This window comes from Nostoc sp., assembly GCF_036917435.1.
Classification (GTDB): Bacteria; Cyanobacteriota; Cyanobacteriia; order Cyanobacteriales; family Nostocaceae; genus Nostoc.
In genome coordinates this window covers 116,475-134,111 of record NZ_JBALDM010000012.1, presented here as the reverse complement: position 1 = coordinate 134,111, position 17,637 = coordinate 116,475, and the positions used below count along the sequence as shown (strand labels likewise).

General features: G+C 40.3%; 17 protein-coding genes. 13 read left to right on the top strand and 4 right to left on the bottom strand.

All coding sequences use genetic code 11. The features are described from left to right. Positions 1-13: 13 nt before the first annotated feature. From V7K98_RS05235 to V7K98_RS05190, 10 genes are all read left to right on the top strand, one after another. On the top strand, positions 14-1,012 hold the full coding sequence (locus tag V7K98_RS05235; RefSeq protein WP_335019768.1) for a glycosyltransferase: 999 nt from the start codon (positions 14-16) through the stop codon (positions 1,010-1,012). A gap of 21 nt (positions 1,013-1,033) precedes the next feature. After that, a complete protein-coding gene (locus tag V7K98_RS05230; protein WP_335019767.1) occupies positions 1,034-1,681 on the top strand; it encodes a pilus assembly FimT family protein in 648 nt (215 codons plus the stop codon). A 32-nt stretch (positions 1,682-1,713) separates the two neighbouring features. Beyond that, complete coding sequence (locus V7K98_RS05225) at positions 1,714-2,367, top strand: TIGR04282 family arsenosugar biosynthesis glycosyltransferase (protein WP_335019766.1); 654 nt, start codon at positions 1,714-1,716, stop codon at positions 2,365-2,367. A 309-nt stretch (positions 2,368-2,676) separates the two neighbouring features. Next, complete coding sequence (gene hpsJ-B, locus V7K98_RS05220; RefSeq protein WP_335019765.1) at positions 2,677-3,519, top strand: hormogonium polysaccharide biosynthesis protein HpsJ; 843 nt, start codon at positions 2,677-2,679, stop codon at positions 3,517-3,519. 20 nt (positions 3,520-3,539) lie between these two features. After that, complete coding sequence (locus tag V7K98_RS05215) at positions 3,540-3,659, top strand: histidine kinase (RefSeq protein WP_335019764.1); 120 nt, start codon at positions 3,540-3,542, stop codon at positions 3,657-3,659. Positions 3,660-3,675: 16 nt separating this feature from the next. After that, positions 3,676-4,584, top strand: a complete 909-nt coding sequence (locus V7K98_RS05210) for a glycosyltransferase family 2 protein (protein ID WP_335019763.1) — start codon at positions 3,676-3,678, stop codon at positions 4,582-4,584. Between the two features lie 491 nt (positions 4,585-5,075). After that, on the top strand, positions 5,076-5,840 hold the full coding sequence (locus V7K98_RS05205) for a DUF502 domain-containing protein (RefSeq protein WP_335019856.1): 765 nt from the start codon (positions 5,076-5,078) through the stop codon (positions 5,838-5,840). Between the two features lie 121 nt (positions 5,841-5,961). Next, the gene (gene nusB / locus V7K98_RS05200; protein ID WP_335019762.1) at positions 5,962-6,603 is read left to right on the top strand and encodes a transcription antitermination factor NusB; all 642 of its coding nucleotides are present in this window, start codon (positions 5,962-5,964) and stop codon (positions 6,601-6,603) included. A gap of 250 nt (positions 6,604-6,853) precedes the next feature. Continuing rightward, on the top strand, positions 6,854-8,482 hold the full coding sequence (ftsY, locus tag V7K98_RS05195) for a signal recognition particle-docking protein FtsY (RefSeq protein ID WP_335019761.1): 1,629 nt from the start codon (positions 6,854-6,856) through the stop codon (positions 8,480-8,482). A 916-nt stretch (positions 8,483-9,398) separates the two neighbouring features. Next, a complete protein-coding gene (locus V7K98_RS05190; RefSeq protein ID WP_335019760.1) occupies positions 9,399-10,790 on the top strand; it encodes a PP2C family protein-serine/threonine phosphatase in 1,392 nt (463 codons plus the stop codon). Between the two features lie 552 nt (positions 10,791-11,342). Here V7K98_RS05190 and V7K98_RS05185 read toward each other — a convergent pair. Then, entirely contained in the window at positions 11,343-12,626 is a 1,284-nt protein-coding gene (locus tag V7K98_RS05185; RefSeq protein WP_335019759.1) for an ankyrin repeat domain-containing protein, read from the bottom strand. Positions 12,627-12,882: 256 nt separating this feature from the next. Here V7K98_RS05185 and V7K98_RS05180 point away from each other — a divergent pair, with 256 nt between their 5' ends. Further along, positions 12,883-13,353 carry a DUF4079 domain-containing protein gene (locus V7K98_RS05180; RefSeq protein WP_335019758.1) on the top strand — a complete coding sequence of 157 codons (471 nt, stop codon included), beginning with the start codon at positions 12,883-12,885 and terminating at the stop codon, positions 13,351-13,353. Positions 13,354-13,458: 105 nt separating this feature from the next. On the opposite strand, the gene V7K98_RS05175 is transcribed toward V7K98_RS05180, so the two are convergent. Continuing rightward, positions 13,459-14,133, bottom strand: coding sequence for a DUF1997 domain-containing protein (locus tag V7K98_RS05175; RefSeq protein WP_335019757.1), 675 nt, complete (start codon positions 14,131-14,133; stop codon positions 13,459-13,461). A gap of 178 nt (positions 14,134-14,311) precedes the next feature. Here V7K98_RS05175 and V7K98_RS05170 point away from each other — a divergent pair, with 178 nt between their 5' ends. After that, positions 14,312-14,968: an NAD(P)H-binding protein gene (locus V7K98_RS05170; RefSeq protein WP_335019756.1), complete on the top strand. Its 657-nt coding sequence runs from the start codon at positions 14,312-14,314 to the stop codon at positions 14,966-14,968. 146 nt (positions 14,969-15,114) lie between these two features. On the opposite strand, the gene V7K98_RS05165 is transcribed toward V7K98_RS05170, so the two are convergent. After that, positions 15,115-15,579: a DUF29 domain-containing protein gene (locus V7K98_RS05165; RefSeq protein WP_335019755.1), complete on the bottom strand. Its 465-nt coding sequence runs from the start codon at positions 15,577-15,579 to the stop codon at positions 15,115-15,117. Between the two features lie 437 nt (positions 15,580-16,016). Here V7K98_RS05165 and V7K98_RS05160 point away from each other — a divergent pair, with 437 nt between their 5' ends. Next, positions 16,017-16,667: a glycoside hydrolase family 24 protein gene (locus tag V7K98_RS05160; protein ID WP_335019754.1), complete on the top strand. Its 651-nt coding sequence runs from the start codon at positions 16,017-16,019 to the stop codon at positions 16,665-16,667. A gap of 14 nt (positions 16,668-16,681) precedes the next feature. On the opposite strand, the gene menH is transcribed toward V7K98_RS05160, so the two are convergent. Next, positions 16,682-17,500, bottom strand: coding sequence for a 2-succinyl-6-hydroxy-2,4-cyclohexadiene-1-carboxylate synthase (menH, locus tag V7K98_RS05155; protein ID WP_335019753.1), 819 nt, complete (start codon positions 17,498-17,500; stop codon positions 16,682-16,684). Positions 17,501-17,637 lie beyond the last annotated feature (137 nt).

The window sequence follows — 17,637 nt, the reverse complement described above, 5'->3', positions numbered from 1 at the left end:
TAGCCTGTTAATAATGATTGAATCTAGCTCTAAATCACCAAAAATATCTGTAATTATACCTGCTTATAATAGCGAAAAAACTATTGGCTATACAATTCAATCTGTTCTAAATCAAACTTTTAGTAATCTAGAATTAATTATAATTAATGACGGTTCCGAAGACTCAACTTTAAAAGTTATTACACAAATCCCAGACTCCAGAATACAAGTATTTTCTTTTCCCAATGCTGGCGGAAACGTTAGCCGCAACAGAGGTCTACGGCGTGCAGTTGGAGAATTTGTTAGTTTCTTAGATGCAGATGATCTGTGGACACGTGACAAACTTCAATCTCAATTAAAGGCTTTGCAAGAAAACATTACGGCAAAAGTAGCTTATAGTTGGACTGATTATATTGATGAAAATGGCGAATTTGTACTTTCAGGCAAGCGCGTCAATATTAAGGGAAATGTTTATGAAAATTTGTTACTAAATAATTTTCTAGAGAATGGTTCCAATCCCTTGATTTATAGAAAAGCTTTAATTACATTAGGTGGCTTTGACGAGTCTCTAAATGCGGCTCAGGATTGGGATATGTGGCTACGATTAGCCTCTAAGTTTGATTTTATCTGTGTACCATCTGTGCAGATATTGTATCGTATAAGTAGTAATTCCGTTTCTTCCAATCTTATCAGGCAGGAAAAATACTGCTTACAAGTGCTTAAAAGAGCCTATAAAGAAAAACCTTCTACACTTAAGAATAGTTGGAATATAAGCCTAGCAAATTTATATAAATACCTAACCTGTAAAGCCTTACAAAAACCGTTGAATCGACAAAAAGGTTTAGCATCTGCTATATTTTTGTGGAATTATTTTCTTAACGATCCTTCAAGACTTAAAAATATAAATTTCACCTCCAAACTGTTATTGAAAATTGTTATTATTATTATAATCCCTACCTTACTATACAGTATTACTAAGCAAGGCGAATTAAAAAGCGAAGAAGAAAAAAAATATTGCTCAACAGTTAAATAGCTAAAAAAATCAGAATAGAAAATGGATATACGGGTGTATTTACCGTCTATTGTTAATACAAAAAATGTTTTTAATAAAGACTCCAGTAGTGGTTTTACTCTACCAGAAATTTTAGTAGTTGTCTTATTAATTGGTATATTAGCCACGCTAGGAATATCCAACTGGCTAGCTTTTGTGGAGACTCGCCGCCTTAACACTGCACAGAACCAAGTTTACCTTGCTATGCGCCAGGCTCAAAGCAAAGCCACTAAGGAAAAATTGACTTGGCAAGCTAGCTTTCGCATACAAAATGATATCATTCAATGGTCAGTTCATCAAGCAGAAGTAGAACAATTCATTCCTGATGTTGTTAAAAACAATGACAGCTTATGGCATAACCTTGAGCCAAACACTCGCATTTATCAAGAGGAAAACAATAAAGGAAAAAAGGAAACAACTTTACGAAAACATCCTTCACAGCAAATATGGCGAGTTTTATTTAATTACCAGGGCTGTCCTATCTCTGAAATTGGAAATCAGTGTACAATCGCTGGATTAGGACAGATAACCTTCTACAGCTTGAATGCTGGTAAAGCTAGACGTTGTGTGTATGTTTCTACAATTTTGGGGGCTATGCGAACTGGCAAAGATAATGCTAGAGCCAACGAAAGTGACAAGTATTGCTATTAAGATATTTTTAGTTGATTCAAAGAAGGTATTTTGTGCTGAACTTACCAGCAAGCCCAAAACAGCACCTGATTATTTTTAGTCGCTATCCAGAACCAGGTAAGACAAAAACCCGATTGATACCTGCTTTGGGAAATATTGGTGCTGCTAATCTCCAACGGGAGATGACTGAACATACAATATTTCAGGTTCAGGAATTGCAAAAAGCCATTGCCATATCTGTTGAAGTGCGATTTGCAGGTGGCGATTTGGAACTGATGCAAGACTGGCTGGGGTTAGATTTGGTTTACCAGTCTCAAGGTGAAGGGGATTTAGGTTCGCGGATGGCGCGATCGCTTTTTGATGCTTTTCAATCTGGTGCAGAAAAAGTAATTATCATCGGTACAGATTGTCCTGGAGTGAATGCCCAGATTTTAGCGACAGCCTTTGAAAAGTTACACACTTTTGACCTCGTACTTGGGCCTGCGATCGACGGTGGATATTACTTAATTGGTTTGCGCCAACCCATCCCGGAGTTATTCATTAACATTGATTGGGGAACTGCTCAAGTATTCCAAAAAACCGTGGACATTGCCCAGAAACTTCATGTATCATACGTAAACTTGTCGCCTTTAGCTGATATTGACCGACCAGAGGATCTGCCGATTTGGGAACAAGCCCTTGCGGGGAAGATGAGGGGAATAGGGTAATGAAAAACTCCACCCACAAGGGGATGGAGTTTCCCATCGCTTTCAATAAATAAAAGTTGCTGTCCATATCCCCGACTTCTTGAAGAAGTCGGGGATATAAGTGATGAGTATCTTAAAACACCAGGATTTTCCTGAAGACACTGTACATAACAAATGTTACTGTGGCCTAGTTGAAAACCAAGAGGCAAATGGCCTTTACCAGTATTGAGTCTGCTTTGTATTTCTACACAACAGTCACGGTCATGGGCACAATATTCAAGTAACTTGAAATATGAAAATCACTCGTATTCACCGCCAGTTTGAAAAACTATGGTTAACCGTTTTACTTCCGTGAGTACTGCCCTCACAGTTAAGGTAGTTGGAATAATCTGCATTTTGTCCTTTTTTGTGGACTTTTTGATTCTATTGTTACCCTTTCAACCAACGGATCGGGTATGGCAAATTAACTTGGCAACAGCGCTAGTCGATCGGGGGATTGTTCCTCTAGTCGGACTGGGGCTGCTGTTTGCTGCCTATTGGATTGAAAATGCTGATGCAGGAAGCGATCGCCCCCAAGGGATCGATTTAAGGTTTCCCGCCATAATTCTCTCAAGTATTTTAGGGTTGATGTTCTTGCTGATTTTTCCCCTGCACCTCAATAACGTCAATCAAGCTAAGACTCAAACACTCAATCGAATCGCCCAAGAAGCAGATCAGGCAGAAACTCAACTGAACAATCGGTTATCGCAATTGCAAGCACAACTGAATACTGAGCAAGGAAAAGCTCAACTAGATCAACTGCGAACCCAAACCAAAGCTCAGTTTAGTGAAATCCTCAAGGACGATCAAAAATATAAGCAAGCGCTTGATAGCTCTCAAATTCCTCCAAATATCAAAGAGTTACTGAAGAAGGCTAAAACAGATCCTCAAGCACTTGACAAAGCTATCGAACAACAAACAAATCCTGAGACGCTGCGAACTCAACAATTGAGCCAAGTTCGCCAGCGCAGAGAAGATGCACAGCAACAAGCTAAAGATACTGCTTGGAAGTCTGGGCTGCGGATTGGGATTAGCAGTTTGCTGTTATCCATTGGTTACATTATCATCGGCTGGACAGGCTTAAAAGGTAGGGGTGCTGTACAAGGTGGTAAACCTAGAGCTACTGCCCGCTAGTCCTTTCGGGAGTGGGGAGTGTGGGAGATGAGGGAGATGAGGGAGCAGGGGAGGCAAGGGGAGAAAACTTTTTACTCCTTACTCAGCACTCGCAATTCCCAATGCCCCATGCCCCATGCCCAATGACTATTAACTTTTAACTATAAAACTTGGGTAATGTTCTCAATTTACATACTGACATATAACGAAGAACTAGATATTGCTGCTTGTATCGAATCAGCGATGCTATCGGATGACATCATTGTTGTGGATTCATGCAGTAGCGATCGCACTGTGGAAATTGCCAGTAGCTATCCTATCCGCGTTGTCCAACACGCTTTTGAAAGCCACGGTCGCCAACGCACCTGGATGTTGGAATCTATCCCCCGGAAGCACGAATGGGTTTATATTCTCGAAGCTGATGAGCGCATGACACCAGAACTTTTCGCGGAATGCGAAAAAGCCAGTCAAAATCCAGATTACATCGGTTACTACGTGGCTGAACGTGTCATGTTCATGAATCGTTGGATTCGTTACAGCACACAGTATCCCCGTTACCAAATGCGTCTCTTCCGCCACGGTAAAGTCTGGTTTACAGACTACGGTCATACTGAGCGGGAAGTTTGTGAGGGTGCAACTAGTTTTTTAAAAGAAACATACCCCCACTATACTTGTAGCAAAGGTTTGAGCCGTTGGATTGATAAACATAACCGTTATTCTACAGATGAAGCTCAAGAAACGTTGTATCAGCTAGAACAGGGAAAGGTCAACTGGCAAGATTTATTTTTTGGCAAATCGGAAGTCGAAAAACGCCGCGCTTTGAAAGATTTGTCTTTGCGTTTACCTGCTAGACCGTTGCTACGCTTTCTATATATGTATTTTATGTTAGGTGGATGTTTAGATGGACACGCTGGACTTGCTTGGTGTACATTGCAAGCATTCTACGAATACTTGATTTTGCTGAAAGTCTGGGAAATGAAGTATCTACCAAAACCAAATTTAGATGTAACAACAATTCTGGCAGAAGAGAATCCACAACAGTTACAAGGCGCGGATTCGGAAACTACACAGGCTGATATGGCATAAGTAGGGACTGGAGATTAGAAGGATTACCAGTAAAATCGATAAGTAGCGATCGCGTACCTGTGCGATCGCAAAATCAGAATTTTTAGAAGTAGGGTTGCACAGCTAGCTGTGCGACCCTATCGCTTATAATAAATTAATATTTTTAACAGACAATTTTCATAAAAGCCGCTCCCGCTCAAAAGTCAGTGACTGACCATATCAAAATAATTCCTCAGTTTACCTGGTAGTACTTTCATAATCATGAGCAGCTTTTGATTGAGCGCGATAGATTAGTAATACCTAATGACTTGCAACAATCATTTACAAGTCTGAGAATAACCAGCCGCCATCGGATTGGTTCCAATCTATGTGTATGCTTGTAGGAAAATAGCTGATTTCCAGCAACAAGTACGTGTTTTTACTGTAGCAGGGAAGCTGCTAGCGTTTTGGATAGTTACTTGCGGCCGAAGTTGCTTCAAGTAAAGCCTTTGCTATTTGACGAATTTGCTGGTATGGATACCAATAACAAAAGTTCCTCTAGCTTAAAACAGGAGAATCGGGGCTTGGTAATCGATCGCCTAAAACAGGACTTAAAAAACGACCTGATTGCTGGTTTGTTGGTAGTAATTCCCCTAGCAACCACTATCTGGCTGACAATTACCATTGCTAATTGGGTAATCAACTTCCTCACTCAAATTCCCAAACAACTGAATCCTTTTGATGGGTTAAACCCAATTGTAGTAAATTTACTGAATTTACTAGTAGGATTAGCTGTGCCACTTCTGTGTATCTTATTGATGGGCTTGATGGCTCGTAATATTGCTGGGCGGTGGTTATTAGATTTCGGTGAGCGGTTTTTACAGGCAATTCCTTTAGCAGGACAGGTATATAAAACTCTCAAACAGCTTTTAGAAACAATACTAAAAGATTCTAATGGCAAATTTCGTCGGGTAATTTTGGTAGAGTATCCCCGTCGAGGAATTTGGGCGATCGCTTTTGTCACTGGTGCAATCAGCAGTGATATCCAAGCCCAGATGTCTCGCCCCGTCCTGAGTGTTTTTATCCCCACCACCCCGAATCCGACTACCGGATGGTACGCAGTTGTTCCTGAAGACGAGGTGGTGAACCTCTCCATGTCCATTGAAGACGCTTTTAAAATAGTTGTATCAGGTGGTATTGTCGCCCCTAATAGACATTTGGTTTTCCCACAAGAATCCACAATAGAAGTCAAACACGACGAAATCAACCAGCAGGTTATTCACGTTGAAGAAACTTAAAATCAATCTGGCAAAGTCACAAGCAAATGCGTAATGTTATTGTTTGACTGTGCCAAAATTGATAGACTTGTAAGTTTGCCCCACCAGTTAATCAGTTCTAGCACAATCACCCCTGACTTTTATGCAACCTCGTAAACCCCAGCAAATTGCTCGTGAATTGGCGCTTTTAAGTCTTAGCCAATTGCCAGTCAACCCCAAAAAATTAGATACATTATCAGACGATCAACTAGTATCCAAGTTGGTGTTAGGAGCAGTACGTACTCTGACTTCTGAAGTGCAAGATACCCTTGATAATGCCGCAGGGGAACTGCAACGCAGTAACGATCGCATCTTAAGTAGCCAGACTCGCGCCTCAGACCTCGATTCTGCCAGAGCAATGCTTCAAGAAGCGATCGCTTGTACCCAAACAGCAATCAATCAATTAGGTACGGCAGTTGATTTCCCCGAATTGATTCAGCTAGCTAATCAGGATAAGGGAGTCCGTAATTATGCTAAAGAGCTTGTGATCACCGTCAACGAAAATCGACACATTATAGATGAACTCCTTTCTACTGCCTTAGTCGATTGGCAAGTAACTCGCCTCGCCCAAATTGACCGCGATATCCTACAAATAGCTGTGGCAGAAATGAAGTTCTTAGGAGTTCCAGACAGCATCGCCATCAATGAAGCTGTGGAGCTAGCCAAACGCTACAGTGGAGACGACGGTCATCGGTTTATTAACGGTGTTTTGCGCCGAGTCACCGATCAGAAAAAAACAGCATAGTAACGTAATTCGTAATTCCTATACTGCTATGGAGATAAATCTATAGCCGCTTCTGCGGCTTCCTCCAAGCGGAACTTGCTCTAATGGAAGATGTTTCTCGAACGGAGTAGAACTTGGTGTTGTACCGATTCTCTTCAAACTGGTGTTGAAAGGTGAGGATAACCAGGGAGTTTTCACCCCAAGAAAAAGTGCAAAGTTAAATTAAACTCATAATTTATAACTTATAACTCATATAACTAATACTGCTGCAATGGTTTTTAATTGGTTCCGCCGTCAATATAACGATTCCTCTGATAAAAAACAGGAAGAAACTCTTCCTGCACAAGAACCCCAACCAGAGCCAGCCGAAATCTCAACGGCTGAAACTGCACCAGACACAACGGCAGACTTGTTGGCATTTGCGAAAGCTGCTTACAAAAATATTCAGCAAAAACAACAGACTGAGGTAGTAGAAACCCCACCTGATTCAGAAAATGCCTCATCAGAACCTGAAACTGTAGAAACGGCAATTGCAGAAATCACTGAATCAGAAGCAACTGAAGAACCTGTTAATACAACTCTAGAAATAGTACAGCCAGAAATTATCCAAACTGCTACTGAGGAAGAAATTACAGAAGATTCCTCAGTAGTTGCAATTGTTGAAGCAGATGTCGAAAGCCCAGAAATAATAACAAGTGAAGTTGAACAAACACCTGCACCAGAGATAACGCAGCCAACAACACCAGCTAATTTATCCTTTTTAGAACGGGCGGCAGCAGAACGGCAAGCAAAACTGGATCAACTAATAGCCACTGCCATTGAAGTTGCAGAACCGGAAGTAGTACAGCCAGTAGCGGCAACAACAGAGATCGGAGAGGAAATTCCCGGACTAGTATTTGATGATGGGTTTGTCTGGTCAGCGAAGGTTTTAGCGGCTCAAGGTAGAAATCCAGAAGACGTTTCGATTGAAGAGATTACATGGCTGAAAAAGCTCCGGCAAGGGTTAGACAAAACTCGCCGGAGTATTCTCAACCAACTGAAAGCGATCGTTGGTCAAGGGCCGCTTAACCAAGCTGCTGTAACAGAAATTGAGGCATTACTGCTGCAAGCTGATGTGGGTGTAGAGGCGACAGACTTTATTATCAATGCGCTACAGGCAAAACTTCGAGACGAAGTTACTGCACCAGAAGAAGCGATCGCTTATCTGAAAAAAATTCTCCGGGATATGCTGGATGCACCAAGCATTGCATCGAATAAAACTAGCTTTACCCCAGAAAAAGAAACTTTGAATATTTGGTTGATCACTGGGGTGAATGGTGCCGGTAAAACCACCACCATCGGCAAAATTGCCCACCTGGGACAAAAATCTGGTTATAAATGCTTGATTGGGGCAGCAGACACTTTCCGCGCCGCCGCCGTCGAACAGGTGAAGGTTTGGGGTAGTAGAAGTGGTGTAGAAGTAATTGCCAATCCTGGGAAAAATACAGATCCGGCAGCAGTTGTGTTTGATGCGATCGCAGCAGCCCAATCGCGGCAAACAGAATTACTTCTAGTAGACACTGCTGGGCGACTGCAAAATAAGAAAAATTTAATGGACGAACTCGGTAAAATCCGGCGCATTATCGACAAAAAAGCCCCAAATGCCAAAGTAGAATCCCTTTTGGTTTTAGATGCCACTTTAGGGCAAAATGGACTGCGGCAAGCCGAAGTTTTCTCCCAAGCAGCCCAATTAAGTGGCGTTGTCTTAACCAAGCTAGATGGCACTGCTAAAGGCGGTGTTGCCCTGGCCGTTGTGCAACAGCTAGGTTTACCAATTCGTTTTATTGGTGCTGGCGAAGGAATTGAAGACCTACGCCCCTTTTCGAGCTATGAGTTTGTCGAAGCTCTTTTGAGTGGTTAATTGAACAATTGGGAGTTAAAAAATTTTCTTGACAAACTGATAAATTTAGGGATAACTGATCTGGTATTATCACTTGAGCTAACTAGAAACAGTCCAAGTCCTAAAATCATAAGTTTGTCATAATACATGGGTGACTTTTGCTAAAATTTCAAGCTAATGCCCTTTTTTCACGCCCTAAATGGCTTTTGTGTGTAGCAGCAGCGATATCTGATTGTTACACACAAACACCCATAAACTTGCATTTTGTGTGTATTTTCAGATCCTACTTGCGAAAATATCTACAAATATTTTTGTAGGTAATCCAGAGGTTTCAATTCTGATGATTAAATAACCACACTGTTTTTGAGTTTTGGCTTCAAGTTCTTGGAAGATATTTTTTCTAGATTCAGTGTCAATCATTGGCAACGATCGCAGCAACTATGGTATACAAATTAAGTATTTAAAGACTTATTTACATATTTCCAGCTTTGGGAATAAATCTAAGTCTGTTTTTTACCAAAGCAAGCTCGATTTAAGCGCTTATAAAGATTTTCACTCAAAAGACTGCTATTTTCCTACTTGCCTATGCCCAAAGAGTCACCTAAAAGCGTTATAAATTATTCTTTTAATAAAGTATTTTTATGACTTTAGAGATATGCTTTGGAAATTAAGTTATGAAAAAAGGAAAAGCTTTCTGGAACTATCAGCAAAATTAGTAATTTTTACGGGTTAGATTTTAACTAAAAATACATGGTTTGAAATGACTAATATTCCATCAAAAATACAATAAGCAAATAAAATACTGATAAAAGTTGCCTGTTACGTCTTTATACTCTTGCTAAACTGACAACTCTTGTCTAAATATGGTTTAGCAATGCGAAAGCCAAAAAGCTAATAAGTAATCTAAAATCTGCCAATATAAAGTGCAATAGTACCTGTGCCTGTGTCTCAACTGCCCTCTCAACCCACTGATAACAATAGTAGTGCTACGACAGATGTCACACCAGTCGTAGCACTCAAAGAACTCGTGGCAAGGTTGCACCGGGAACAGAACAAAATTCAAGATTTGCTCAGTTCTTTAGGATTTGCCCTGAGAAGTTTCAATAATTTGAATCAGTTTTTGGAACTGATCCCGCTAATGGCAACAAGAGTGACAGATGCAGACGGTAGTGCCCTGTTTCTCTACAAACCTAATGGTCAAGTCAGGTTAGAACAGTTACATTGGCAAGATAGTGGACAGCGCAAGAATATTCGCAAAGCGCTAGAAATAGCCAGCAGTCAAATCACGCTTTTGCCAAATACTGCCCCTCTAGCCAATGCGACGGGGATTTTAGATGATCAAATGCATCGCCATTTGGGGCCAGATGTACAAATCTTTGGTACGGCGATTCTGGTGAAGCATACAGAGAGGGGATGGCTTTATGTATTGAGCCGCGATCCAGAATATAGTTGGACAGAAACTAGGCAAAAGTTAGTTAGATTAGTTGCAGATCAAACAGCAGTAGCGATCGAAAACGATGAACTAGCTGTAGAACTAAGAAAAAAAGAACGCCTAGATCAAGAACTAGAAATTGGCGCAGAAATTCAACGGCGACTTCTGCCACGTCAATGTCCCACAATCCCTGGTGCAGTTTTAGCGGCCCGTTGTAAACCTGCAAATCGTGTTGGCGGAGACTACTACGACTTTATTGCTACCAATCAGAATAAGATTCGCCCCAAGACTAAAGGCGATACAGAAACTAGTCGCTGGGGTTTGGTGATTGGAGATGTTATGGGCAAAGGTGTCCCTGCTGGGCTGATTATGACGATGATGCGGGGAATGCTACGGGGAGAAGTGCTACATGGTAATTCCCCAGCAAGAATTCTGCAAAACTTGAATAGAGTTATGTATGCGGATTTAGAAAATTCCCACCGCTTTGTAACGCTATTTTACTCAGAATATAATCCCCATAGCCGAATTTTGTCTTATAGCAATGCGGCACACAATCCTCCCTTATGGTGGCACGCAGCCACGAAAACGGTTAGCCGTTTAGATACTCTAGGAATGTTAATCGGCTTGGATGCTAACAGCCAATATGAAGATGCTCAGGTACAGTTAGAGCCTGGTGATACACTTATTTACTATACAGATGGTTTGACCGATGCGGCGGCGGCTGGTGGCGATCGCTTCGATGAAGATAATTTTGTCACTGGCTTCAATACGGCTTGCAAGTACTGCAATGGGCCAGAGGAAATTGTGGATTACCTATTTGACCAAGTTCAGCAATTCATTGGTGATGATAAGCAAAATACTGATGATATGACACTAGTTGTTCTGCAAATCTTATAGTTCGTACATAAAACCCTAACCTAAGAGTGGTTCGGTAACTTGGTATTCACGCACTAAATTTAATTTTTAATTTATTTTTTCTTAGAATTTCCGTTGCGATCGCCCAAATAGTCAGACATCAACCTTTTTCAGGACTTGTTTGTATTTAGCTTTTCGGATCATACATCAAAAATGATCCTTAGAATACATTTCCGTTCAAGTAAAAACTATATATTTTGCACATCTAGCACAGTAGGAAACGTCAAGGGGGAGAGCAGGTAAAAGGTAAAATGTACAAAGATAAAAAGTAAAAGGTAAATTTATTTCTTCATTTTTGCTTTCTTTCTATCCTTGTCACGCAAGCATTTAGCCTGCTCCCTCTTGGCGTTTTAATTCTTCTTTTCTCCGCCGTAGCAAGTTCACAACAGCTACGACGGAGTTTTGTTTTCTTTGTTTCTCAGGTCTAAACTTAGTCGTTTTAAACTTACTTGGTATTTAAGTTAGTAACCTTCATTTAATTATTCGTCAAGATATTTCTAAAAAAATTTTAGTTGAAAATTCTAAGTTAAATGGCTATTCTTGTGCCCCAGCTTTTTGCAGACTCCGCACTATATTTTTATAACCATTAAATTCTGCAATCATTAAAGCAGTATAACCACCCCGGTTTTTCAAATTTACATCCGCCCCAGCTTGGAGTAATAACTGTACAATTTCGCCATAACCTCCAGATGCAGCCCACATCAATGATGTTGCCCTCGCTGAGTCTTGAAAATTCACATCTGCCCCTTTTGCTAGCAGCAAATGTAAGATTTCTATGTGCTTACGTTCGGTTGCTTTGATCAAAGCAGTTTTGCCATCATCCCCTGGAGTGTCGGCATCAGCACCATAGTCTAGCAGCACTTTCACTGTTTGGGTGTGTCCTTGTGATGCAGCTAATGTCAAAGGTACTTCACCAAGATTTTTTCCATTAATATCTGCCCCAGAACGCAGCAGTGCCTCGACAATTTTGCTATGTCCCTGCAAGGCTGCTACAAGCAGTGACGTATCACCCAGGCGGTTTCTAATTTGGACATTTGCATTCCTATTAAGTAATACTTGCACGACATCAATGTAGCCTTCCACAACGGCAAGATGTAGGGCAGTTTCACCATCTTGATCTTGGAGATTAATTTCAGCACCTCGATCTAGTAAAGCTGCTGCGATCGCACTATGTCCACCTGCTGCTGCTGCGGATAATGCAGTTCCACCATCGGCGTTTTTCACATTCACATCAGCCCCTGCTGCTAGCAGTGCTTCCACAACCTCCAAATGTCCTAAGTCTGCCGCTAATGTTAAAAGTGTCTCACCCTCTTGATTTGGGATATTGACATCAACACCAGTTTGGAGAATTGCTTGTAAAACTTCTATGTTTCCCTGTTTAATGGCAAGTTTCAACGCAGTATCATCATCTTTGTCGGCGATATTTACCTTCGCGCCAGCAGCTAATAAGACTCGCACTACATCGATATGATCTTTGACGACTGCTGCCATTAAAGCTGTGCTGCCATCTTCATTAGTGGCATTGACATCAGCCCCTTTGGATAGCAAAAGCTGCAAAATATCAAGTTGTTTGGCACTAGCCGCCAACATCAAAGCCGTCAAACCATAGAGTTTTCTCTTCAAGTTGATATTTGCACCAGCATCTAAGAGCGATCGCACAATTTCGGTATATCCTAAATTGGCAGCAAACATTAACGCCGTCGTGCCTTGGCGATCGCAAGTATCCACCATCGCACCAGCAGCTAGTAGCACCCACAGCCCCTTTATATCACCACTTTTAGCAGCTTTTAGCAGCAAAGTATCGTTGTTTTCAGTCATGAATGAGATTCCCACACAGGGGTTTTGTTCGTCTACCCTCAAAACTCAGTCTGAGATTGTTTATGCACTTTGGCAAGAGGGTAAAGGAAAATAGCAGGGGATGAGGGAGATGAGGCAGAATTATTTAACAAGTTTCTTCCTCAATGCCCAATTCCCAATTCCCCATGCCCAAATTTATTAAATTTGTGCAACTTTAAGCACAAAGAATAGAGTTATGCTAATTTTTATGAAGATTTAATAATTAGGCGAGAACACTATGAGTCTGGAACTTTCTGCATCGGTCAAATATTGGTTGAGCTTTTTCCATCCCGTGCTTATGTGGGCACTATTAGTACTTTCAATTTATGCTGCCTACTTGGGGCTGAAAGTACAGCGTACCAGAAATGCTCAGGGGGAAGAAAAGAAGGAGCTGATTAAAGGTAGATATAACCTCAGACACTACCAAATCGGGTCTATACTCTTAGCTTTGATGGTAGCAGGTACAATTGGTGGGATGGCTGTCACTTACATCAATAATGGTAAGTTGTTTGTGCAACCTCACCTACTGGCAGGATTGGGAATGGCGGGTCTGATTGCATTTTCTGCTGCTTTGTCACCTTATATGCAGAAAGGGGCAAATTGGGCACGTGCAACTCATATTTTGCTAAATTTCACCCTTTTGGGACTTTTTGCTTGGCAGGCTGTTACTGGCGTGCAAATTGTCCAAAAAATTCTTACTAAAGCTTAGTTCTTTGTCATTTGTCCTCTCTTACAAAGTTCTGATCGGAGGAGACCTCCGCTCAGACTTTGCGCTTTGTCATTAGTGTATGAACAATGACAAAGGACTGTTAAATCAAAGCTTTTGTTTAGAATTAACAGGAAGGGGTATTTCCAAAGATTTCTGAAAATCTTGCTGAACTTTGCGAGTTAAGCGGCGGGAGACTTGGCGGACGATTTGGTTAAGTAAGCGATCGCCTGTAGATTGAATTATAGACTTGGGTAATCGCTGAATAAACCGAGGAAAGTGCAAATCAACTACTAAATCCAATTCCCATTCAACTCTCGTAACTTCGCCAATACTAGTGCAAACATCGTTTTCTATTAGCTGTAGAGATGCCCGATAGTCAACGTCATAACCAGGCGGTTGGTAATCAGGAATGGGTATTGTACGGATGCGGTAAATACCTTCGTCTGGGGGCAACAATTCCAAACCAATTTTCGGTTCTACTTCATAACCGAAAGCACCAAAACGACCAATTACTAGAGCGTAGCCATTTTCCCCAAGTAATTGCACCTTCATAGGTTCAGCGCAACGAGAAAACCATGAGGCGTGAGCATTAAGATACTCAGCAACCTTCTCTGCTGGAGCAGGCATTTCCATAAAATCTTGATAGCGACCATAAAATTTTGTAATCGTCGCTACATTTGCCTCTGTTAATGTTTCCTTAGCTTCTTCTTGACCCGACGCTACAGGTAAAACTGCTTCTTTTATTTCCCAGGATTTATATTCGCCGTTTGTTGAAAGCATAAATGCATTACTGTATATTTTGGCGTTCGTCTATATTAATAATTCCCCACATACCTGTGTCATTTCACACTAATATTCAATTTTGACCAAAACCTCATTAATCTGCAATCACCTCCATAGAATTACTAAAATAAGGAACTGAACAAGCACACAATAGTTTCCCAGGATAACATTTCTCATGAAAGCATTTGTAGCAGGGGCAACGGGTGAAACAGGTCGCCGGATTGTGCAAGAGTTGATAGCGCGGAATATTCCTGTCCGGGCTTTAGTGCGGGATATTGACAAAGCTAGAGGTATTCTGTCTCCTGAAGCCGAGTTGGTTGCAGGCGATGTGTTACAACCAGAAAGTTTAAATGCTGCGTTGGGAGATAGTACAGTTTTGTTGGTTGCAACTGGTGCAAAACCTAGTTTTGACCCTACTGGCCCCTATAAAGTAGATTTTGAAGGGACTAAAAATTTAGTAGAAGCTGCCAAAGGAAAGGGAATTGAGCATCTTGTCTTAGTTTCTTCTTTGTGTACTTCGCAGTTCTTCCATCCACTGAACTTGTTTTGGCTGATTTTGGTGTGGAAAAAGCAAGCTGAAGAGTATATCCAGAAAAGTGGTCTTACCTATACGATTGTGCGGCCTGGTGGGTTGAAGAATGAAGATAACCTTGACGCGATCGTGATGCAGAGCGCTGATACACTGTTTGACGGTAGCATCCCCAGGCAAAAAGTTGCCCAAGTTGCTGTTGAGGCGCTGTTTGAAGCAGATGCACGCAATAAAATTGTCGAAATTGTAGCCAAACCTGAAGCAGCCTCAAAAAGCTTTAAGGAGCTATTTCAACAGTGCTGATATCCTAAAGGGTTTTATTCGTCAAAACGATCGCACTTTGTCGAGTAGCTTGCTTGATCTAAATTGAACGCCCTTGATTTCAGTTTCTGAAGCGATCGCTGATCTGTGAACGAGAGAGCGATCGCACATTCACCATCAAATTCGTTTTATTCGGGGAAATACTCACTATTGAAAATATCTTCAGAAGTAAAAGGGCATTCTTCTGGAAAAATCTCAGGCATTAAACCCGTTTTTTGAATTGCTTGCCTTCTGGCTTTAATATAAACGGCATCTAAACAGTTAAGAGAATAATTATAAAGTGTTTTGGAACGAAAATAAAATTCTAGCTCATCACGGAAATTAGTTATTTCTATTTGCCAGCCTCGTTGACAATTTTCTTTTTCAGTTTCCCAATAACGATAAAGTAAAAGATGAATTAATAATTGTTTTAAGTAACTTTCTACTTTTCGTCTTTGTTCAATTCCCAAAGCTTCAATTTCTTCAGCTAAATGTTGCCAATCAAGATTTTCAATGTCTTTAGTTTCTAATTGTTTAAGTGTTGTTTCTACCCATAAATAATAATCTTCTTCGTAAAGGGTAGGTTCAACAGATTTTAATATTTCTGCTGTCATAGCCAATTGTTGGGAAAATTAACTATTTGATTATAACATTTTTCAAATTCAAATTTTTCTTCATTTATCTGTATTATCATTGCATTTCCTACTCCATAGTCATAGGTCATAAGTTGATATATAGCAGTCCAAAATCATTTGTGAAAATTATATCTCTCTTTCTTCTTTCTTACCTTTGTGTACTTAGCGTTCTTAGCGGTTCGTTTTATTATCTATATTTTTCACGAATAAAATAGGACTCCTACAGTTATGATTCACAACACTGATGAATAACGGATACCATATAACTAACAATCAGGTGTGAACTTTAGTGGAATAAGTTCGTCGATGATTTTTGTTAGTAAAGAGAGCGAATTTGAAGGAGTCGGACTCTGAAAGGCTTTGAATTTAAAGGTGTTGAAAAACTTATTGGCCCAATAGCCGCGCTTCTCGGCTTTGTGTATTTGTTGCAATGGTATATTGGAGACTTGCGATCGCCTTCCGATCCCATCTTTGCAGATAAACAGCCGCCTTTGGTCATGAAACAGGGCGATCCCTATATCCGCGCTTTAATGCGAACCATCTCCGCAAGTGAAGCCAGTGGGAACCGTCCCTATTCGCTATTGTATGGTGGACAGCAAGTTAACGATCTTAGCCGACATCCTGAGATATGCGTCACAATTGTCACAGGCCCCAACACAGGTAATTGTTCTACGGCTGCTGGGAGATATCAAATTATCAACATTACTTGGTATCGTTTAGCCCCGCGTTATCACCCAAAACCGATGCAAATGATGTTTTGGACTGCTTATAGTTTTGAAGCAGAATATCAAGATGTAGTAGTTTACCGTTGGTTAAGTGATTCTAAAGTTTGGGGAATCGATCTTTCTCAAATGTTGCGTCAGGGAAAGTTAAATGATGTTTTGCGGCGACTCTCTCCCACCTGGACAAGTCTAGGATATGGTATAGAAAATAATTCTGTGAGTAGCTCTTTGCCTAAAGTTTATCAGAAAATGTTGCAAGAAGAAATAACCGCAGCTAATCAAAAAAATGTTCCGAATTTGAAACCATCAGCAACTCCTTCTATAAAACCAGTCAAGAAGCCATGAGGTTATCTTAATTTCTAATTTACTGTAGACAGAAAATATTTGATATTTTCTACAAATGCCGAGGTATTTTCAAAGTGAATATTATGTCCAGAATTTTTAATTATTTTTAGCTGTGTAAATTTACATATTTGAGCCATTTTTGTATTAATAGATATAAACTTTTCATCATATTCACCAGCTAGTAATAGTATAGGTATTTTATTCTTTTTTAGCTTTTCCCACAAGGAAGCTTGGCATCCGGTTCCCATAAAGCGTAATGATTTATCTAATTCTAGTGGATTGTTCTGCAACCGACTTTCTATCATGCGATTGTATTGTGGATGATTTTTTATATAACTAAAAATTGGTTGATTGTACCAATTAGTTAAAAAAGCAGTAAAATCAGCTTGAATAATACTTCTACTTAATTTTCTAGCTACTTGAACATCACGTCTAACTCGTTCTAATCGTTCTGCTTCTGTTGCTAAACCTGGGGAAGCTGATTCTAATACAACTTTAATAAAACGTTCTGGGAAATTTAGAGTTAGGTATAAAGCTAATCTTCCGCCCATCGAATAACCAATTAAGTAGCATTTATCTATTTTGAATTCATCTAATAAATTGATTATTGCTTGAGTAGTGAATTCCATTGTATAGTATTTATCACCTCCTAAAACTTCAGTTTTACCATGTCCTGGCAAGTCAATAGTGAGATAAGAAAAATCTTCCGCTAGTAATTTTATGGCTTCATCAAATTCATGAATATTTCCCATGAAGCCGTGTAAAAAAATAATTATAGGCTTGTTACCATTTATATTTAAACAATAGTTGATTTTATATTGTTTTAAAGTCATTTTTATGGTGCATCTATAAAATCAAAGCTGATATATTTTTATGAGTAAGTAGGCGCAAATAAATTAAAGTTCGTAGTCGGGACTTTAGTCCTAATAATCCTTGTTTTGAGCGATGAATCGCTCACTACGAACTAGAA